This window comes from Mixta tenebrionis, from assembly GCF_006517625.1.
Classification (GTDB): Bacteria; Pseudomonadota; Gammaproteobacteria; order Enterobacterales; family Enterobacteriaceae; genus Mixta; species Mixta tenebrionis.
In genome coordinates this window covers 257987-276430 of sequence record NZ_VHQI01000006.1, presented here as the reverse complement: position 1 = coordinate 276430, position 18444 = coordinate 257987, and the positions used below count along the sequence as shown (strand labels likewise).

The 18444-nt window shown below is 58.0% G+C and carries 15 protein-coding genes; 8 read left to right on the top strand and 7 right to left on the bottom strand.

What is annotated here, in order from left to right:
- Window positions 1-26: 26 nt before the first annotated feature.
- Window positions 27-1646 carry a phosphoenolpyruvate carboxykinase (ATP) gene (gene pckA / locus FKM52_RS12095; RefSeq protein ID WP_141176433.1) on the top strand — a complete coding sequence of 540 codons (1620 nt, stop codon included), beginning with the start codon at window positions 27-29 and terminating at the stop codon, window positions 1644-1646.
- Window positions 1647-1765: 119 nt separating this feature from the next.
- On the opposite strand, the gene envZ is transcribed toward pckA, so the two are convergent.
- Together envZ and ompR are read right to left on the bottom strand one after the other, a co-directional pair.
- Window positions 1766-3133: a two-component system sensor histidine kinase EnvZ gene (gene envZ, locus FKM52_RS12090; protein ID WP_141176432.1), complete on the bottom strand. Its 1368-nt coding sequence runs from the start codon at window positions 3131-3133 to the stop codon at window positions 1766-1768.
- The gene (ompR, locus tag FKM52_RS12085; RefSeq protein ID WP_038629697.1) at window positions 3130-3849 is read right to left on the bottom strand and encodes an osmolarity response regulator transcription factor OmpR; all 720 of its coding nucleotides are present in this window, start codon (window positions 3847-3849) and stop codon (window positions 3130-3132) included. Before ompR ends, envZ begins: the two co-directional genes overlap by 4 nt.
- A 538-nt stretch (window positions 3850-4387) precedes the next feature.
- On the opposite strand from ompR, the gene FKM52_RS12080 reads away from it, so the two are divergent.
- Window positions 4388-4597 (top strand): hypothetical protein, encoded by a 210-nt coding sequence (locus tag FKM52_RS12080; protein WP_141176430.1) that lies wholly within the window; start codon window positions 4388-4390, stop codon window positions 4595-4597.
- A 128-nt stretch (window positions 4598-4725) separates the two neighbouring features.
- Here the strand turns inward: FKM52_RS12080 and greB are convergent, their stop codons facing one another.
- Window positions 4726-5220: a transcription elongation factor GreB gene (greB, locus tag FKM52_RS12075; protein ID WP_141176429.1), complete on the bottom strand. Its 495-nt coding sequence runs from the start codon at window positions 5218-5220 to the stop codon at window positions 4726-4728.
- Between the two features lie 196 nt (window positions 5221-5416).
- Here greB and FKM52_RS12070 point away from each other — a divergent pair, with 196 nt between their 5' ends.
- From FKM52_RS12070 to FKM52_RS12055, 4 genes are all read left to right on the top strand, one after another.
- Window positions 5417-7741: a Tex family protein gene (locus tag FKM52_RS12070; RefSeq protein WP_141176428.1), complete on the top strand. Its 2325-nt coding sequence runs from the start codon at window positions 5417-5419 to the stop codon at window positions 7739-7741.
- A gap of 131 nt (window positions 7742-7872) precedes the next feature.
- On the top strand, window positions 7873-8112 hold the full coding sequence (gene feoA / locus FKM52_RS12065) for a ferrous iron transporter A (RefSeq protein ID WP_141176427.1): 240 nt from the start codon (window positions 7873-7875) through the stop codon (window positions 8110-8112).
- Window positions 8109-10418 (top strand): Fe(2+) transporter permease subunit FeoB, encoded by a 2310-nt coding sequence (gene feoB / locus FKM52_RS12060; RefSeq protein WP_141176426.1) that lies wholly within the window; start codon window positions 8109-8111, stop codon window positions 10416-10418. The genes feoA and feoB overlap by 4 nt, the downstream gene beginning before the upstream one ends.
- 89 nt (window positions 10419-10507) lie before the next feature.
- A complete protein-coding gene (locus FKM52_RS12055) occupies window positions 10508-12205 on the top strand; it encodes an alpha-amylase family glycosyl hydrolase (protein WP_141176425.1) in 1698 nt (565 codons plus the stop codon).
- Window positions 12206-12225: 20 nt separating this feature from the next.
- Here the strand turns inward: FKM52_RS12055 and FKM52_RS12050 are convergent, their stop codons facing one another.
- Together FKM52_RS12050 and bioH are read right to left on the bottom strand one after the other, a co-directional pair.
- Window positions 12226-12495, bottom strand: coding sequence for a YdgH/BhsA/McbA family protein (locus FKM52_RS12050; RefSeq protein WP_141176424.1), 270 nt, complete (start codon window positions 12493-12495; stop codon window positions 12226-12228).
- Between the two features lie 178 nt (window positions 12496-12673).
- Window positions 12674-13447, bottom strand: a complete 774-nt coding sequence (bioH, locus tag FKM52_RS12045) for a pimeloyl-ACP methyl ester esterase BioH (RefSeq protein WP_141176423.1) — start codon at window positions 13445-13447, stop codon at window positions 12674-12676.
- 38 nt (window positions 13448-13485) lie between these two features.
- Here bioH and gntX point away from each other — a divergent pair, with 38 nt between their 5' ends.
- Together gntX and nfuA are read left to right on the top strand one after the other, a co-directional pair.
- Window positions 13486-14169, top strand: coding sequence for a DNA utilization protein GntX (gene gntX, locus FKM52_RS12040; protein ID WP_141176422.1), 684 nt, complete (start codon window positions 13486-13488; stop codon window positions 14167-14169).
- A 58-nt stretch (window positions 14170-14227) separates the two neighbouring features.
- On the top strand, window positions 14228-14803 hold the full coding sequence (gene nfuA / locus FKM52_RS12035; RefSeq protein ID WP_141176421.1) for a Fe-S biogenesis protein NfuA: 576 nt from the start codon (window positions 14228-14230) through the stop codon (window positions 14801-14803).
- A 304-nt stretch (window positions 14804-15107) separates the two neighbouring features.
- Here the strand turns inward: nfuA and FKM52_RS12030 are convergent, their stop codons facing one another.
- Window positions 15108-16019 (bottom strand): chitinase, encoded by a 912-nt coding sequence (locus FKM52_RS12030; protein ID WP_181407930.1) that lies wholly within the window; start codon window positions 16017-16019, stop codon window positions 15108-15110.
- A 316-nt stretch (window positions 16020-16335) separates the two neighbouring features.
- On the bottom strand, window positions 16336-18405 hold the full coding sequence (gene malQ / locus FKM52_RS12025) for a 4-alpha-glucanotransferase (protein WP_141176419.1): 2070 nt from the start codon (window positions 18403-18405) through the stop codon (window positions 16336-16338).
- Window positions 18406-18444: the final 39 nt, after the last annotated feature.

Genomic DNA, 18444 nt, shown 5'->3' with positions numbered 1-18444 from the left:
GTACAAATCGACAAAGGAGCAGTAATATGCGCGCTAATGGCCTGACGCCACAGGATCTCGTCGCTTATGGCATCACCGATACGGTTGAAGTGGTTCATAATCCCGATTATGAAACTTTATTTAAGGAAGAAACCCGACCGGAGCTGACCGGCTATGAGCGTGGCACGCTAACGCAGTCTGGCGCGATTGCCGTCGACACCGGTATCTTTACCGGACGCTCGCCAAAAGATAAATATATTGTGCGCGATGACGCCACGCGCGATACCCTGTGGTGGAACGATCAGGGCAAAGGCAAAAACGACAACCAGCCTTTATCACAGGAAACCTGGCAGGCGCTGAAATCATGCGTAACGCGGCAGCTTTCCGGCAAGCGTCTGTTTGTTATCGACGCCTGGTGCGGCACCAACCCCGATACTCGCCTGAGCGTACGCTTTATCACCGAAGTCGCCTGGCAGGCGCATTTCGTCAAAAATATGTTTATCCGCCCCGATGAGGCGAGCCTCGCCAGCTTTGTACCCGATTTTGTCGTTATGAATGGCGCAAAATGCACCAACCCCGACTGGCAGCAGCAGGGCCTGCATTCAGAAAATTTCGTCGCGTTTAACCTTAGCGAAAATATGCAGCTGATCGGCGGCACCTGGTACGGCGGCGAAATGAAAAAAGGCCTGTTCGCGGTTATGAACTACCTGCTGCCGCTGAAAGGCATCGCCGCGATGCACTGCTCGGCTAACGTGGGCGCCAGGGGCGACGTGGCGATCTTTTTCGGCCTCTCCGGCACCGGTAAAACCACCCTTTCCACCGATCCGCAACGTCAGCTTATCGGCGACGATGAGCACGGCTGGGACGACGACGGCGTATTCAACTTCGAAGGCGGCTGTTACGCAAAAACGATTAACCTGTCAGAGCAGGCGGAGCCGGAGATCTATCACGCCATTCGACGCGACGCGCTGCTGGAGAACGTCGTGGTGCGCAGCGACGGTTCAGTTGATTACAGCGACGCCAGCAAAACGGAGAACACCCGCGTCTCCTACCCGATCTACCATATCGATAATATCGTGAAGCCGGTTTCTAAAGCGGGCCACGCGAAAAAGGTTATTTTTCTTACCGCCGACGCCTTTGGCGTACTGCCGCCGGTTTCGCGTCTGTCGCCCGACCAAACGCAGTATCACTTCCTTTCCGGCTTCACCGCTAAGCTGGCCGGCACTGAACGCGGCGTAACCGAACCCACCCCGACCTTCTCCGCCTGCTTTGGCGCGGCGTTTTTAACGCTGCACCCGACGCAATATGCGGAAGTGTTGGTGAAACGGATGCAGGCGGCGGGCGCGGAGGCTTATCTGGTTAATACCGGCTGGAACGGCACCGGCAAGCGTATTTCGCTGAAGGATACGCGCGCAATCATCAACGCGATCCTCAACGGCGAGCTGTCGAATGCGGAGACCCATACGCTGCCGATCTTTAACCTTGAAGTGCCGGTATCGCTGGCCGGGCTCGATAGCCATATTCTCGATCCGCGCAACACCTGGCAGGATCCCGCGCAGTGGGAGAGTCGGGCGCTGGATCTGGCGCAGCGCTTTATCAACAACTTCGAGAAGTACACCGATACGCCTGCCGGCGCGGCGCTGGTAGCCGCCGGCCCGCAGATTTAACGCCGGGTAACGGAAAAACCCCGCTCTGCGGCGGGGTTAACTCTGCCGGTAACGCCTGACAGCATCACGGCCTTTATTTATTATTAACCCCGCCTTCCGGCGGGGTTTTGCTTTATCGCTTAGCCTGTGGCGGAGGTGGCGGGCAGCGCCGCAGACGGATGCGGCGTATCGGACAACGGCAGCCAGGCGCGAATACACAGGCCGCCACGCTCGCTGACGCCAATATCCAGCGATCCCTGGTGCGCATCGATAATGCGCTGCACAATCGCCAGCCCCAGGCCGGTACCGCTGGTGCTGCGGGCGCTGTCGCCGCGCACGAAAGGCTGGAGCAGGTGCTTGAGCTGTTCCGGCTTGATGCCCGGACCATCATCCTCAACCTGGAACCAGGCGCGCTGCAGCTCCCGCCCGCTGCTAACCTTAATCCAGCCGTTGCCGTAACGCGCCGCGTTCACCACCATATTGGCCGCCGCGCGCTTAATGGAGAGCGGATTGATATCCAGTATCAGCTCTTCCGGCATAACCGCATCTTCAATTTCGCGCTCGTAGCCGCTTTCCGCCGCCACTACCTCATTCAGCACGGCGTTAAGATCGGCGCGTTCGGTCTGCATCTCCTGGCCGGTGCGCAGATAGTCGATAAACTGCTCGATAATAGCGTTGCACTCTTCGATATCTTTATTAATCGATTCCGCCAGGTAGCCATCCTCTGCGCTCATCATCTCCGTGGCTAGACGGATACGGGTCAGCGGCGTGCGCAGATCGTGGCTGACGCCCGCCATCAGTAAGGTGCGATCGTCCGCCAGCTGCTTAACGCCGGAGGCCATCTGATTAAAAGCGCGCGTAACCGAACGCACCTCAGAGGCGCCATACTCACGCAGCGGCGGCGGAATAATGCCTTTCCCCACCTGCAGCGCCGCGCGCTCCAGCTCCACCAGCGGGCGGTTCTGAATGCGAATAAACAGCCAGGCGCCGCCGATCGCCAGCAGCATGATCGCCAGCGTATAGCGGAACAGCGGCGAAAAATCGCCCTGATGAATTTCCGTCAGCGGCACGCGCACCCAGATATCGGGCGACAGCCAGGTTTTCAGCCAGACCACCGGCGAGTTCTTGTTCACTTCAACCCGCACATCGGTAGGGCCGCCAAGCTGACGCGCCATCTGATCGCTTAAAAACTGATAATGCTGAGCCCAGCGTAATCCGCTCTCCTCCGCCGCCGCGTTGGTGTAAAGAGAGATCCCCAGTTCACGGTAGATTTCACGCCGGAAAGCCGGCGGCACCTCCAGCTGGGTGCCATCCTCCAGCTGCAGCCGATCGGTCATCAACATTCGCACTTCATAGGCCAGTACCTTATTAAACTGCTGCAGGCTGGGCAAAATAGCGAAGTTAAGCACCACCAGATAGGTGGTTACCAGGCTGACAAACAGCAGCGTGACGATCAGCAGCAGCGTGCGCGCAAACGAACTGCGGGGAGAAAAGCGGAATCGCTTCATGCTTTAGTGCCGTCCGGTACAAAAACGTAGCCCAGGCCCCAGACGGTCTGGATATAGCGCGGATGCGCCGGATCTTCTTCCACCATACGGCGCAGGCGTGAGATCTGCACATCGATGGAGCGCTCCATGGCGCTGTATTCCCGCCCGCGCGCCAGGTTCATCAGCTTATCGCGCGACAGCGGCTCGCGCGGGTGGCTGACCAGCGCCTTCAACACCGCAAACTCGCCGCTGGTTAACGGCATCGGCTCGTCTTCGCGGAACATCTCGCGCGTACCGAGATTCAGCTTGAATTTACCGAAGGCGATCACCGCTTCCTCCTGCGAGGGCGCGCCCGGCAGCTCGTTGGCCTGGCGGCGCAGCACGGCGCGAATACGCGCCAGCAGCTCACGCGGGTTAAACGGCTTCGGAATATAGTCGTCGGCGCCGATCTCCAGCCCAACGATACGATCGACCTCTTCGCCTTTCGCCGTCACCATAATAATCGGCATAGGATTGCTTTGACTGCGCAGACGACGGCAGATCGACAGCCCATCTTCTCCCGGCAACATCAGATCAAGCACCATCAGGTGGAAGGATTCGCGGGTTAACAGGCGATCCATTTGCTCGGCGTTAGCCACGCTGCGCACCTGAAAACCCTGTTCGGTCAGATAACGTTCCAGCAGCGCACGCAGGCGCATGTCATCGTCAACGACCAGAATTTTGTAGTTTTCTTGCATTTCGATACTCCCAAAGGCGCTATTGCCTGAGCCGATATTGTTAAAAAAGAAGCGTAGCTGTGACAGTCATTATTGGTTTATATTCTAGCCGAAATTGTTACAAAGCATATTAAACAGCAGGTTATCGCGCCTTTAATCACCTTTTACGCCGTCACGCAGGCAACGCCGCCGCGATCCGGCTTTTCTGAAATCGCGCCGCGATCTCTCTCTCAGGCTGGCGCGGATCGTCACGCTTAAATTTTTTGCTTAAAAAATAACGGGTTAAATAGTTACCCCACCCGGCGCCTGCTTTTCTCGCCGCCGCTCTGGCCGCGCGTCGTCAGATTAGCGCGCGTTACCTGCAACTATTAGCAGAAAACGCTGGCGTTTATTTTATTGCCGTTACGCTGAGCCAGGAAAATTCGCAGGCCAACAGTTACCGATCCAGCGATAAATCAACCCGCCCCGGTTGCTGAGAAAACAGCGCTTTTCACCGGGCATCGCTAAAACCTATATTCATCAGGGCACGCGTTCTTTTATTTATCAGCCGGGAATAACGATGAACAAGATAATGCTGATTGGCTCGCTGGTACTGTTTATCAGCGGTTACGTGATGGCGGCAGAGCCTGCCGGCGGCAACGTAACCGATATCGAGGCTGCCGGCGGGGCGAACTTTTCCGCCGACAAACGGGCGCTGGCGGATTTTCTGCCGGCGCCGACCTCAACCGACGCGGCGCTGGCCGGTAACCTCAGCCAGCGCTTCCACTAAAAAGCCTTCGCCTGAGGCCCTGATTTTATCCCGGCCTGGGTCGAACTCTGTTTTTTGCCGTTCTCTTTCGCCACCGGAGAATAAGTACCGCCCCGGCTTGATTAAAAGGCCATTATTCTCCGCTCTTTTTATGCTGCGCCACCCTCATCACGCTGATACTCGATGCGCTTCACAAACCAGATCTTTTCCCCCTCTGGCGTATTAACCTGCACCTCATCATCCACCTCTTTTTTAATCAGCGCGCGCGCCATCGGCGAGTCGATAGAAATATAATCCTTTACCTCGCCGTAAATCTCATCCGGCCCGACGATACGAAAATGCTTTATTTCGCCCTGCTCGTTCTCCACCTCAACCCAGGCGCCGAAAAACACTTTTCCCTCCTGCTGCGGCGAATAATCGACGATTTTCAGCTCCGCCAGGCATTTACGCAGATAGCGCACCCGGCGATCGATTTGACGCAGCAGGCGCTTGTTGTAGGTGTAATCCGCATTTTCCGAGCGATCTCCCAGGCTGGCGGCCCAGGAGACGATTTTAGTAATCTCCGGGCGCTTCTCATGCCATAAATGATCGTGCTCCGCCCTGAGTTTGTTATACCCCTCACGGGTAATCAGTTGAGTCTTCACGCCGCTATCCTGTCTGCTAATCATCATCGGCGGGCCGGCAGCGCCGCCCGTTTGCGCTAATGGTACAACAGAATCGTCAATCGCGAAGCCGCTTGCGGAATCTGGCGCAAAGCGCGCCGCATCGCTGGCAATTTCAGCCGTCAATCCGTATAACTGTCCCCTGTTTCTCAAACTGTGCTAGCAAGATAGTGAACCGATAATGAATGATTCGCTGAACCGCATTATTGCGGGTGAACTTCAGGCGCGGGCTGAACAAGTTGATGCCGCTATCCGCCTGCTGGATGAAGGGAATACCGTGCCGTTTATCGCACGTTATCGTAAGGAAGTAACCGGCGGGCTTGATGATACCCAGCTGCGCCAGCTGGAGACCCGTCTCGGCTATCTGCGCGAGCTGGAAGATCGTCGCCAGGCGATTCTTAAATCCGTCGCCGAACAGGGCAAGCTCAGCGATGAACTCGCCGCCGCGATCAACGCCACCCTGAGCAAAACCGAACTCGAAGATCTCTACCTTCCCTACAAGCCGAAACGCCGCACGCGCGGGCAGATCGCCATCGAAGCGGGGCTGCAGCCGCTGGCCGATACGCTGTGGCAGGATCCGTCGCATCAGCCGGAGCAGCTGGCCGCTGAATTTGTCGATGCCGATAAAGGCGTCGCCGACGTTAAGGCGGCGCTGGACGGCGCGCGCTATATCCTGATGGAGCGCTTTGCGGAGGACGCCGCGCTGCTGGCGAAGGTGCGCGATTATCTGTGGAAAAACGCCCATCTGGTGTCACGCGTGGTGGAAGGGAAAGAGGAAGCGGGCGCCAAGTTTCGCGATTACTTCGATCATCACGAAGCGCTGGCTACCGTGCCTTCCCACCGTGCGCTGGCGATGTTCCGCGGGCGCAACGAAGGCGTGCTGCAGCTCTCGCTCAACGCCGATCCGCAGTTCGACGAGCCGCCGCGCGAAAGCTACGGCGAGCAGCTGATCGCCGACCACCTTAACCTGCGCCTGAATAACGCTCCGGCCGACGCCTGGCGCAAGGCGGTGGTGAGCTGGACGTGGCGCATCAAGGTGCTGCTGCACCTGGAAACCGAGCTGATGGGCAGCGTGCGCGAGCGGGCGGAAGAAGAGGCGATAAACGTTTTCGCCCGCAACCTGCACGATCTGCTGATGGCGGCCCCGGCCGGCATGCGCGCCACGATGGGCCTCGATCCCGGCCTGCGCACCGGCGTTAAGGTTGCCGTGGTGGACGCAACCGGCAAGCTGGTGGCGACCGATACCGTTTATCCGCACACCGGCCAGGCGGCGAAAGCGGCGGCGGCGGTGGCGGCGCTCTGCATCCGCCATCAGGTGGAGCTGGTCGCTATCGGCAACGGCACCGCCTCGCGGGAAACCGAGCGCTTCTTCCTCGACCTGCAAAAACAGTTTCCGCAGGTTACGGCGCAGAAAGTGGTGGTCAGCGAGGCGGGCGCCTCGGTGTACTCCGCCTCCGAACTGGCGGCGCAGGAGTTCCCCGATCTGGATGTTTCGCTGCGCGGCGCGGTCTCTATCGCCCGTCGCCTGCAGGATCCGCTGGCGGAGCTGGTAAAAATCGATCCGAAATCGATCGGCGTCGGTCAATATCAGCATGACGTCAGCCAGTCGATGCTGGCGAAAAAGCTGGATGCGGTAGTGGAAGACTGCGTTAACGCCGTTGGCGTCGATCTCAATACCGCTTCCGTGGCGCTGCTGACGCGCGTAGCCGGCCTGACGCGCATGATGGCGCAGAATATCGTCAGCTGGCGCGATGAGAACGGACGCTTCCAGAATCGCCAGCAGCTGCTGAAAGTCAGCCGCCTCGGCCCGAAAGCCTTTGAGCAGTGCGCCGGCTTTTTACGCATCAACCACGGCGATAACCCGCTTGACGCCTCAACCGTGCATCCGGAAGCCTATCCGGTAGTCGAGCGTATTCTCGAAGCTACCCGCCAGTCGCTGCGCGAACTGATGGGCAACGCTGGCGAGCTGCGCAATCTGAAAGCCGCAGATTTCACCACCGAGCGCTTCGGCGTACCGACGGTCAGCGATATTCTGAAAGAGCTGGAAAAACCGGGCCGCGATCCGCGTCCTGAGTTTAAAACCGCGCAGTTCGCGGAAGGCGTCGAAACCATGAACGATCTGCTGCCGGGCATGGTGCTGGAAGGCGCGGTAACCAACGTGACCAACTTCGGCGCCTTTGTCGATATCGGCGTTCATCAGGATGGTCTGGTACATATCTCTTCACTCTCCGATAAGTTCGTTGAAGATCCGCATACCGTGGTTAAAGCGGGCGATATTGTCAAAGTGAAGGTGCTGGAGGTCGATCTGCAGCGTAAGCGCATCGCGTTGACCATGCGGCTGGACGAGCAGCCGGGCGAAAACGCCTCACGCGGCGCGCCGCGCGCTCAGGGACGCGAGAACAACGGCCGCGCCGCCGCTAAAGCGCGTCCACGCGCCGCCAGCGCCTCAGGCAACAGCGCCATGGGCGACGCGCTGGCCGCCGCCCTCGGCAAAAAACGTTAACCCTTCCGGGCGGCTTTTTGCCGCCCTCTGTTCCGTTTTTGTTCTAAATCAACATTAACGAGAATTATTCTCACTAATATGGAGCCGTTTTGTTATTGTCGCGCAACGCGACGGTCAATGAGGTACCAGCCATGTCTTTGCTTGCCCGTCAGCACTATCAAATAATCGGTTTCTCTTCCGCAGTCAGCCCTGCCTGGCGTCAGAAATTACTCTCCCTGGGCCTGCTGCCCGGTTCCTGCTTTGAGGTGGTTCGTATCGCGCCTTTAGGCGATCCTCTGCAAATACAGGCGGGCCGGGTAAGCCTGATGCTGCGTAAAAAAGACCTGGCGCTGTTGCAGCTACAGCCGGTTACGCAGACGGAGGCGGCATGAAACAGTGCACGATTGGCCTGCTGGGCAATCCGAACGCCGGTAAAACCACGCTGTTTAACCAGCTTACCGGCGCGCGCCAGCGCGTCGGCAACTGGGCGGGCGTTACCGTCGAGCGTAAAGAAGGCTTCTTTACCGCCGGTAATACTCGCGTCAACCTCATCGACCTTCCCGGCACCTACTCCCTGACCACCGTTTCTCAGCAGGCCTCGCTTGATGAACAGATCGCCTGCCACTTCGTGCTGAGCCAGCAGCCGGACCTGCTGATTAACGTCGTCGACGCCTGCAACCTTGAGCGCAACCTCTATCTGACGTTACAGCTGCGCGAGCTGGGCGTGCCCTGCATCGTGGCGCTGAATATGCTGGATATGGCGGAAAGCCAGAATATCACTATTGATATTCCGGCGCTGGAACAGCGTCTCGGCTGTCCGGTAGTGCCGGTGGTTTCAACGCGCGGCAGCGGCCTCGATCGCCTGAAACAGCTGATTGACGCCGGCATCCGCATGGGCGCGCCGATTGAAGTGGCCTACCCGCCCGCGCTGAATGAGGCGGCAGAGCGGCTGGCGGCGGCGATGCCGGTGAGCGAACCGCGTCAGCGGCGGCGCTGGTTGGCGTTCCAGCTGCTGGAGGGCGATATCTACAGTCGCCAGCAGGCGGGCGATCTGGCGTTACAGCGGCTGGCGGAAGCGGAAGTTTCGCTAACGCAGGATGCCGCCGTCGAGATCGCGGCGGCGCGCTATCAGCAGCTTGCCGCAATCTGCGCGGGCGTCAGCAACCAGCAGCAGGCGGCGCCGGACCGTCTGTCGCAGCGCCTCGACCGCATCGTGCTCAACCGCTGGCTGGGCATCCCCGTCTTCCTGCTGATGATGTATCTGATGTTCCTGCTGGCGATCAATATCGGCGGCGCGCTGCAGCCGCTGTTCGACGTCGGCTCGGCGGCGCTGTTTATTCACGGCACCCAGTGGCTTGGTCATACGCTGCATTTCCCGACATGGCTGACGCTGTTCCTCGCACAGGGCATCGGCGGCGGGATTAATACGGTTTTACCGCTGGTGCCGCAGATCGGCCTGATGTATCTGTTCCTCTCCTTTATGGAGGACTCCGGCTATATGGCGCGCGCCGCCTTTGTCGTCGATCGGCTCATGCAGTCGCTCGGCCTGCCGGGTAAATCTTTTGTGCCGCTGATTGTCGGCTTCGGCTGCAACGTTCCTTCAGTGATGGGCGCCCGTACGCTGGACGCGCCGCGCGAGCGGCTGATTACCGTAATGATGGCGCCCTTTATGTCCTGCGGAGCCAGGCTGGCGATATTCGCCGTTTTCTCCGCCGCTTTCTTCGGCTCGCATGGCGCGCTGGTAGTGTTCAGCCTTTATCTGACCGGGATCGTAATGGCGATCTTAACCGGGCTGCTGTTAAAACATACGCTGCTGCGCGGCGAAGCCTCGCCTTTCGTAATGGAGCTGCCGAGCTGGCACGTTCCGCATCTGAAAAGCCTGGCGCTGCAGGCCTGGCAGCGTCTGCGCAGCTTTGTTCTGCGCGCCGGCAAAGTGATCGTGGTCGCCAGTATCCTGATCGGCGGGCTGAACAGTTTTTCATTTAACGGTCAGCCGGTAGACAGCATTAACGACTCAGCGCTGGCCAGCGTCAGCCGGGTGATTACGCCGCTGCTGACGCCCATTGGCGTACATGCCGATAACTGGCAGGCGACGGTTGGCCTGCTGACCGGCGCGATGGCGAAAGAGGTGGTGGTCGGCACGTTGAATACCCTCTATACCGCCGAAGCGCTGCATGAAGAGCCTTTCGATGCCGAAGCGTGGAGCCTGACAGAAGAGCTGAAAGATGCGGTAACGGAAACCTGGGATGGATTAAAAGAGACGCTGAGCCTGAGCGTACTGGCAAACCCGATTGAGGCCAGCAAAGGCGATGGCGAAATGGCCAGCGGCGCCATGGGACAGATGCACCGCCAGTTCGGCAGCGATGCCGCCGCCTTTAGCTATCTGCTGTTCGTACTGCTCTACGTTCCCTGCGTATCGGTAATGGGCGCGATCGCCCGCGAAAGCAGCCGCCGCTGGATGGGCTTTTCAATCCTGTGGGGCTTAAACGTGGCTTATTCGCTGGCGACGCTGTTCTGGCAGTGCTCACGTCTTGGCGAGCAGCCGCTTGCCAGCAGCCTGACTATCTTGCTGGTGCTGCTGTTTAACGGCGCGCTGCTGCTGTTCCTGCGTCGGATGCCGCAGCCGTCGCAGAGTATTGCTATTGAGGTGATGCCCGCTGAACGCTATCAGGCGTTAAAAAGCGAAAGCTGTCATTAGCCACGCAGCCACGGTTGCGAATTCAGCCCGGCGGGCTACAGTAAAATGACCGCCTTTCTGAACGTAGCGCCGTGGCCTGCCGGGTAAAAATGGATATTATCAATAGCCTAATCGATAAGATCTACCAGAACACTTTTCCTGCGGCCGCGCGTGAGCGCCTGCTTTCACACGTGCGCGCCGCGCGCGACGGGATAAAAAAACCACGCAAAGCGCACTGGGATGAAAAAGATGTGGTGCTGATCGCCTATGCCGATCAGTTCCGCGAGCCGGAAGCGCCGACGCTCGCTACCTTTTCGCGCTTTTACCAACAGCATTTCCAGTCCACCTTCAACCTTGTCCACCTGCTGCCCTTTTTTCCCTGGTCTTCCGACGATGGCTTTTCCGTTATCGATTACCATCAGGTAAATCCGGTCTGCGGCGAATGGCGCAACGTGGCGGAGCTGCATACCCATACGCGCCTGATGTTCGATTTTGTCTGCAACCATATCTCCTCGCACAGCGCCTGGTTTAAACACTATCTGGCCTGCGACGCGGGCTGGGACGATTTTTTTATCAGCATGCCGCCGGGCGCCGACTTAAGCGGCGTCACCCGCCCGCGCACCTCGCCGCTGCTGACGCCCTTTCTACGCGCCAATGGCGAAACCCACTATATCTGGACCACCTTTAGCGCCGATCAGATCGATCTTAACTTCGCCAGTCCTGAAGTGTTAATCCGCATGGTGGACGTGCTGCTGGAGTATCTGAAAAAAGGGGCCGACTATGTGCGGCTTGATGCCGTCGGCTATATGTGGAAAACGCCCGGCACGCGCTGTATCCATCTGGAAAATACCCATCTGCTGGTTAAACTGTTTCGCGCTATCGCCGATGTGGTGGCGCCCGGCACGGTCATTATTACTGAAACCAACGTGCCGCATCAGGACAATATCAGCTATTTCGGCAACGGGCGGGATGAGGCGCAGATGGTCTATCAGTTTTCCCTGCCGCCGCTGGTGCTGCACGCCGTTCATAACGGCTCGGCGCGCGCGCTGCGTCAGTGGGCCGCCGGGCTCGATCTGGGCGGCGGCGCCACTACCTTCTTTAATTTTCTCGCCTCCCATGACGGCATCGGCCTTAATCCGGCGCGCGGCATCCTGCCGGAGGTAGAAATCGTTTCGCTGGTGCGCGATTTAGCGCTGGAGGGCGCGCTGGTTTCCTATAAAAACAACCCCGATGGCACCACCAGCCCTTATGAAATCAACGTCACCTGGATGGATGCGCTCAATAAGCAGGATGATGATGACGATACGCGCATCCGCCGCTTTATGCTGACGCACGCCATCCTGCTGGCGTTTCCCGGCGTGCCGGCGATTTATATTCAGAACATACTGGGTTCGCGTAACGATAATGAGGGCGTCAGGGTGGCAGGCCACAACCGCGCGATTAACCGCGAAAAATATGCGCTCTCCGCTATTGAGAAGGCGCTGGCGGGCGGCGACTATCTGCGCCAGCAGATTTTTAACCGCCTTAGCGCGCTGATTCAGCTGCGCACGCGGCAGCCGGCGTTTCATCCCGATAATCCGCTGGAAATTCTCGACGGCGACAGCCGGCTATTGATAATGCGGCGCTACACGCCGGAGAGAGAGAACAGTTTACTGTGTCTGTTTAATTTGAGCGGCAACAGCGTGAAGACCAGCCTGCCGGAGGCTAAAAAATATCGCGATATTGTGGAGCAGCGGCTTATTGACGGCGCCCAGCCCGTTACGCTGCCGCCATGGGGCTATCTGTGGCTGAAAGGACAGCAGGCATAGCCACTATGCCTGCCGACAACTTATTTATATACGTCCGCCGTGGCGCTGAAGCGCCCATGCTCGCGTCCGGCGACGATAACGTAATACTGGCCGCCCTTCTCATCCGCCATTTTTGACAGTTCGCGTTTGGCATCCATCGGCGAAGTGGTTTCCGCTGTGGTATTAACGGTGCCGATTTTTTCCAGATTCATCTTCTGCGCTTCTTCTTTCGTCACCTCTTTCGCCGCCAGCACGGAGAAAGAGAGGCCGCCCAGCAGGCAGGTAACAACAACAGTTTTCATCAGATTCATAGTACACCTTCGCATTAAAGTTGACCGATTATCCCTATGGCCGCCGAATGGATACAATGAGACAGGGTTGAAGCGCCCGACTCCCTGGGTGACTTTCAGAACGTCAAAGTCAGCGGCCTTGCTCAGCATCAAGTATTAACGCCCGGTGACATTTTGCCAGCTAAAGGTATAAAGATTCTTAAACAGAATTGCCAAAGCGCGCCACCGCTTCGCAAAACGCCTGCGGATGAGACACAAAAGGCGCATGCGCCGCCTTCTCTATTATCAACGAGGCGCTTTGCGGCCAGCGCTCATCCAGCAGCGCGGCGACTTTGCGCGGCACCAGACCGTCAAGAGAGCCGTAAATACGCAGCAGCGGCGTTTGCAGGTTATCCATGGCGCTGCGCAGATCGACATAGCGCAAAATATCCAGGCCGCCGGCCAGCACCTCTGGCGCAGGAAACGGTTGGGAGAGCACCACCTCTTTTAGCATACGCGCATCCTGCCGGGCGCTCTGGGCGCCCAGCGTCTGCAACGCCAGAAAGCGCTCAACGGTGCGCTGGTAATTCTCGCTGAGCTGCTGCTGAAAACCGGCCAGCGTATCGGGTTTAATACCCGGCCAGCAATCGCCCTGAGCGGTAAAGCAGGGAGAAGAAGCCACGCTGATCAATCCCTCCACCCGCTGCGGATAGCGCAGCGCCAGCTGGCTGGCGACCAGGCCGCCCAGCGACCAGCCCAGCACCAGCGACTTTTCAGGCAGCTGAGGCAGCAGCGCCGCCGCCATCTCCTCCAGCCTCAGCGCGCCAAAACCCTGGCTGCGGCCAAAGCCCGGCAGATCGACTAAATGCAGGCGAAAATGTGCGCTGAGCGGCTGCGCAATGCAACGCCACACCTCCGCATTCAATCCCCATCCGTGAAGCAGCACAAGATTACGATCGCCGGTGCCGATAGTGTGCCAGTAGAGCTGCGTCATCAGTTATTGTCTCTTTATTGTCCGTCAGGGAGAGCGCTATGCTACCAATGCAGGCTGGCTGTTGGCTATGCCAGACGCCGCTGAAATTACCGCGCCAGGGGCTGTGCAGCTATTGCCTGCGCGCGCTGCCGCCGCTGCCGCCGTGTTGTCCGCGCTGCGGCCTGGCCGCCGCAAATCCGCTGCTCGCCTGTCGCCGCTGTCTGCGCCGTCCGCCGCCCTGGCAACATCTGGTTGCGGTTAGCGCCTATGGCGCGCCGCTCAGTCAGCTTATCGCCCGCCATAAATTCTCACGCGTGACCGCACTCTCTGTGATGCTGGCGCGACTGATTTTGCTAAGCTGGTTGGCAGCCCGACGTCAACGCGGCCTGCAACGCCCCGATCTGCTGTTGACCGTGCCGCTGCATCACAGGCGCGCCTGGCGACGCGGTTTTAACCAGGCCGATCTGCTGGCCCGGCCGCTGGCGCGCTGGCTGGGCTGCGCCTGGCGTCCCGACGGGCTTACGCGCCGCGCCGCCGGTCACATACAGCATCAGCTGAGCGCCAGCGCCCGTAAACGGAACCTGCGCAATGCTTTTCGCCTTGAAATCACCGTGCGCGATCGCCATATCGCATTAATCGATGATGTGGTGACAACCGGCAGTACGGTGGCGGAAATCAGCCGCCTGCTGATGCAGGCCGGCGCCGCCAGCGTCCAGATTTGGTGCCTGTGCCGTACCTTGTAGAGCGTCGGAGATGGGCGTATTATAACCAACTAAATTAGTCAACTATTGAGCAACTGCCATGATCCGAATTACCGATGCCGCCCAGGAGCATTTCGCCAAATTGCTGTCAAATCAGGAAGATGGCACCCAGATTCGCGTGTTCGTCATTAATCCGGGCACGCCATCTGCTGAATGTGGCGTTTCCTACTGCCCGCCCGATGCCGTAGAGCCGTCCGATACCGAGCTGAAGTTCGAGAAGCTTTCCGCCTACGTCGATGAGCTGAGCGCCCCTTACCTGGAAGACGCTGAGATCGATTTTGTAACTGACAACCTCGGTTCTCAGCTGACGCTGAAAGCGCCGAACGCCAAAATGCGTAAGGTTGCAGATGACGCGCCGCTGATTGAACGCGTTGAGTATCTGCTGCAGGCGCAGATTAACCCGCAGCTGGCCGGCCACGGTGGGCGCGTGTCGCTGATGGAAATTACCGATGAAGGCTATGCCATTCTGCAGTTCGGCGGCGGCTGTAACGGTTGTTCTATGGTCGATGTGACGCTGAAAGAAGGGATTGAAAAAGAGCTGCTGGCCGCTTTCCCGGAACTGAAAGGCGTGCGCGATCTGACCGAGCACCAGCGCGGTGAGCACTCTTACTACTGATCAGCCGGTCGGTTTAGCGCTGGTTATTCGCAAAAGCGGCGTTTAGAGCCGCTTTTGTTATATTAGCAGCTCCCTATGCTATCCCGCTGGTCAGATAAAATAATTTATCCCCCTGGCCGACGTCTTTTAATAGCGTGGCGCCTGTGAACATGTTTAACAGGCAGGATTAACCTCGCCGGGAAATAATTAGTCTTTTAGCCATAAATGCCAGGATAAAATTGGCACATAATAAAGACAGCCGCAAAGGCTGCCTTTATTGCAGGCAATCAGATACGCTGCTGTAATTTTATTATTATCGCTTTAGTTAGCCGATAAAATATTTGGCATATTCACAGGAGTAGGTTTGCTGTGGATTACTGCTGGATTCCAGCTCAACCCACTGGGAGTTTGACGGATTATCACGGTTTAACGACCATGAGCCGATAAAGGCGACGTTATGTTCCCTTGCATATACGCCAACTTCACGCGCATTTTCTAATGTGAACATCGACATATCGTCATTTTTACCGATCATCGGCGTTACCGCCACTTTGTTATACAGGTCGCGCAGAGAAAGCGTCGGGTAAAACGCCGCCATCTGATTAGCCATACTGGTGACCGCATCATTAGCCGCTTTCCCCATATGGTCATAATAGGCAGGATTGTAGTAATCCATCGCCATCCCGTTGACGACAAAATCCAGGCCAGCATCAGCGGCTTTACGTACAATACCTAAGCCGGTATTTGTCAGCCCGGCAGGCATAACCGGCAGGGTAAAGCTAAGCGCAACATCCGGATAGTTTTTCTGTACCCTTTTTAACGCCTGGCAAATTTTATCTGCATCGTACAGATCGTTTTCCAGGTCGAAATCCAGCCCTGTAACGCCGAGCAGGGCAATGGTTTTTTCATAGGTTGCCACCAGCTCTTCAACAGTCAGCTTAGCGGAAATATCATAATTAGCCGCGCCGCCAAAAGAGACAATGACTTTTTTACCAAACGCATTTAAATCATCAGCCAGCGGTTTAGCCCATTCCAGCGGCATGGTCGGCTGCGCCGCCCAGCATGCGCTTCGGCTTTTAGGTTCAAATGTCAGAAACGCCAGAATAAGGCCGTCCATTTTCCAGTCAATAACGCGTTGGGTATAGACAGGATTAGGGCGCCCTTGCGGATAGTTCTGCCAGTCGTCCCATTGTGCATTAACGGAAACATCAATATAAGGGGTATAGGTAGTGGTCATTTTATTTGTCCTCATAATTAGGTGTAAGAAATTTCACACCCGTGAGGTAACCCTACGCTGGCTAATGTATGCTGAAAATAGCTGACGCAATCAAAAGAAATTCGCTGGCCACTAAAAAATAAACCTTTTCCCCGTGACGTTAATCAATAAAAAATTACTATATCCGGTGAGATATAGCTCGCTTTCAGAGCTAATAGCTATAGCGGACGCGGCCAACGAAAATATTGTGCTGCTTAGCAGGAAAAACGGTAATAATAAAAGCTTGCTTTAGCCACCTTTATTATTACCTGTCGCGCCTGATTAACCCCGGACCGCCCTATTTTTTACGGCAGCTATCTAAATCTTTAAGCAACCGGCTAATTTGCTCATCGCTGAACATCTCTTCCAGCGTGCGGCTAAGCTTGCGCCGCCAGTTAGGATATTGATCCACCGTGCCCGGCACGTTCACCGGCATATCCATATCCAGCCAGTCTTCCGGCTGTAATCCCAGCAGCGCGCTGGAGCTGGCGGCGATATAACGCTGCATCCCGCGGCTCAGCTCCGGCGACATCGGCAGCTTCGCCGCCCGCTTGCCGAGCTTTTTAGGCACGCAGCCCTGCTGATGCAGCGCGTTGAGCAACGCCTGTTTCTGCTGCTCGCGGTTCGCAAACAGCCCCTTCAGCACCTCTTTATCAGGATAAAGCCCCAGCTTTTCGCCCAGCGTTAAGTCGCCCGCGCTCCAGAAGCCGCGCAGCGTCGGCAGATCGTGGGTGGTGGCGCTGGCCATCGCCTGACGCTGCCACTGCTGCGGCGCACGATAACAATCGGCGCTTTCCTGTTCGAAGAACAGCACCTTCCACGAGTAAATGCCGCTGCTGCGCAGTTTACCGACGATCTCCTGCGGCACCGTGCCTAAATCTTCGCCAATTACCATACAGCGATGACGCTGGCTTTCCAGCGCCAGAATGGACAGCAGATCGTCCACCGGATAAGAGACATAGGCGCCGCGATCGGCCGTCATGCCGTAGGGAATCCACCACAGACGCAGCATCGACATCACATGATCGATACGCAGCGCGCCGCAGCTGGCCATATTCGCCCGCAGCATATCGATAAAGGGCTGATAGGCGCGCTCGACCATCACGTGCGGATCGACCGGCGGCAGTCCCCAGTTCTGCCCTAACGGCCCCAGTATATCGGGCGGGGCGCCTACCGAGGCCTTCAGACAGTAGAGATCGGGATCGCACCAGGTCTCCGCGCCGCCTTCCGCCACGCCGACAGCCAGATCGCGATAGAGGCCAATCGACATGCCGCGCTGCCGGCAGAGCTGCCAGCATTCGTCGAACTGGCGATTCGCCAGCCACTGCAGCCAGAGCCAGAAGCGCACTTCATCTTCATGCTGACGGCAGAACTGCTGTACCGCCTCGCTCTGCGCGTGGCGCCAGGCTTCCGGCCATACCGGCCAGCCCCAGCGCTGCGCATCTTCTTTCAGCATCGCGCCGTGCAGCGCGTCATAGGCCGCCTGGCTGTAGAGGCTCTCGCCGCCGGCGCGAATAAAGGCTTCGAAATGCAGCCGCGTCTCATCCTGCTCATCACGGCTGGCGAACTGCGCCCAGGCGAGTCGCAGCCCCTCAATTTTCAGCTGGCTCACCGCGGTGTAATCCACCCAGTCGGCCTGCCGCGCCGCCGCTACGCGCCGCTGCGTCTCCTTCTTCTTCCACCAGCGCTGCGCCGCCTCGCCGTGCTGGAAATCGGGCACCCGCCCGACATCGATATAGATAACGTTCATCCAGCGCCGCGAAGAGGGGCTGTAGGGGCTGGCGCTTTCAGGGCTGGCGGGATAGAGCGCATGAATGGGGTTAAGGCCGATAAAGTCGCCGCCGCGATCGGCGATCTGCATCAGCATGGCGCTTAAATCGCCGAAATCGCCGATGCCCCAGTTGCGCTCAGAGCGTAGCGTATAAAGCTGTACGCAGGCGCCCCAAAGTTTGCGCCCTTCCAGCAGCGCCTGCGGCTCATAGCAGCGGCGCGGCGCCATAATCACCCGGCACGCCCAGCTCTTTTTCCCCTGCTTCAGCGTCAGCTGATGATAGCCCTGCGGCAAACGCGGCGGCAGCGTTAACGTCTCGCCGCCCTGCACCTCGCCCTGCCAGCTTTTTCCCTGCTCGCTCTGCAGCTGCCACTGAAACGAACCGTTGCCGCCAATAGTGATTACTCGCTTACGTCGTCCGCCGAACACTTTCACCGCCGGCAGCGGCGCATCGCTGGCCGCGCGCGGGAACGCCATCGCCTTCAGCAGCAGCTCTCTGGTTTCTGCGGCTATCGCCTCCGGCTTTCCTTTGGCGTTGATATAGCTGGCAGCAATGCCGGCCGCGCTGGCCTGTTGCTCAAACTGAGTTAAATCCATAACGCTTCCTGAACCCATGATTGACTATAAGCGGCCTGC

Bases quoted from the DNA above. Each gene is read 5' to 3' on its own strand.
- nfuA (WP_141176421.1), top strand. From the start codon at position 14,228: ATGATCCGAATTACCGATGCCGCCCAGGAGCATTTCGCCAAATTGCTG.
- ompR (WP_038629697.1), bottom strand. From the start codon at position 3,849: ATGCAAGAAAACTACAAAATTCTGGTCGTTGACGATGACATGCGCCTG.
- FKM52_RS12080 (WP_141176430.1), top strand. From the start codon at position 4,388: ATGAACAAGATAATGCTGATTGGCTCGCTGGTACTGTTTATCAGCGGT.
- FKM52_RS12030 (WP_181407930.1), bottom strand. From the start codon at position 16,019: ATGACCACTACCTATACCCCTTATATTGATGTTTCCGTTAATGCACAA.
- FKM52_RS12055 (WP_141176425.1), top strand. From the start codon at position 10,508: ATGGATATTATCAATAGCCTAATCGATAAGATCTACCAGAACACTTTT.
- gntX (WP_141176422.1), top strand. From the start codon at position 13,486: ATGCTACCAATGCAGGCTGGCTGTTGGCTATGCCAGACGCCGCTGAAA.
- feoA (WP_141176427.1), top strand. From the start codon at position 7,873: ATGTCTTTGCTTGCCCGTCAGCACTATCAAATAATCGGTTTCTCTTCC.
- FKM52_RS12050 (WP_141176424.1), bottom strand. From the start codon at position 12,495: ATGAATCTGATGAAAACTGTTGTTGTTACCTGCCTGCTGGGCGGCCTC.
- malQ (WP_141176419.1), bottom strand. From the start codon at position 18,405: ATGGATTTAACTCAGTTTGAGCAACAGGCCAGCGCGGCCGGCATTGCT.
- envZ (WP_141176432.1), bottom strand. From the start codon at position 3,133: ATGAAGCGATTCCGCTTTTCTCCCCGCAGTTCGTTTGCGCGCACGCTG.
- bioH (WP_141176423.1), bottom strand. From the start codon at position 13,447: ATGACGCAGCTCTACTGGCACACTATCGGCACCGGCGATCGTAATCTT.
- pckA (WP_141176433.1), top strand. From the start codon at position 27: ATGCGCGCTAATGGCCTGACGCCACAGGATCTCGTCGCTTATGGCATC.
- feoB (WP_141176426.1), top strand. From the start codon at position 8,109: ATGAAACAGTGCACGATTGGCCTGCTGGGCAATCCGAACGCCGGTAAA.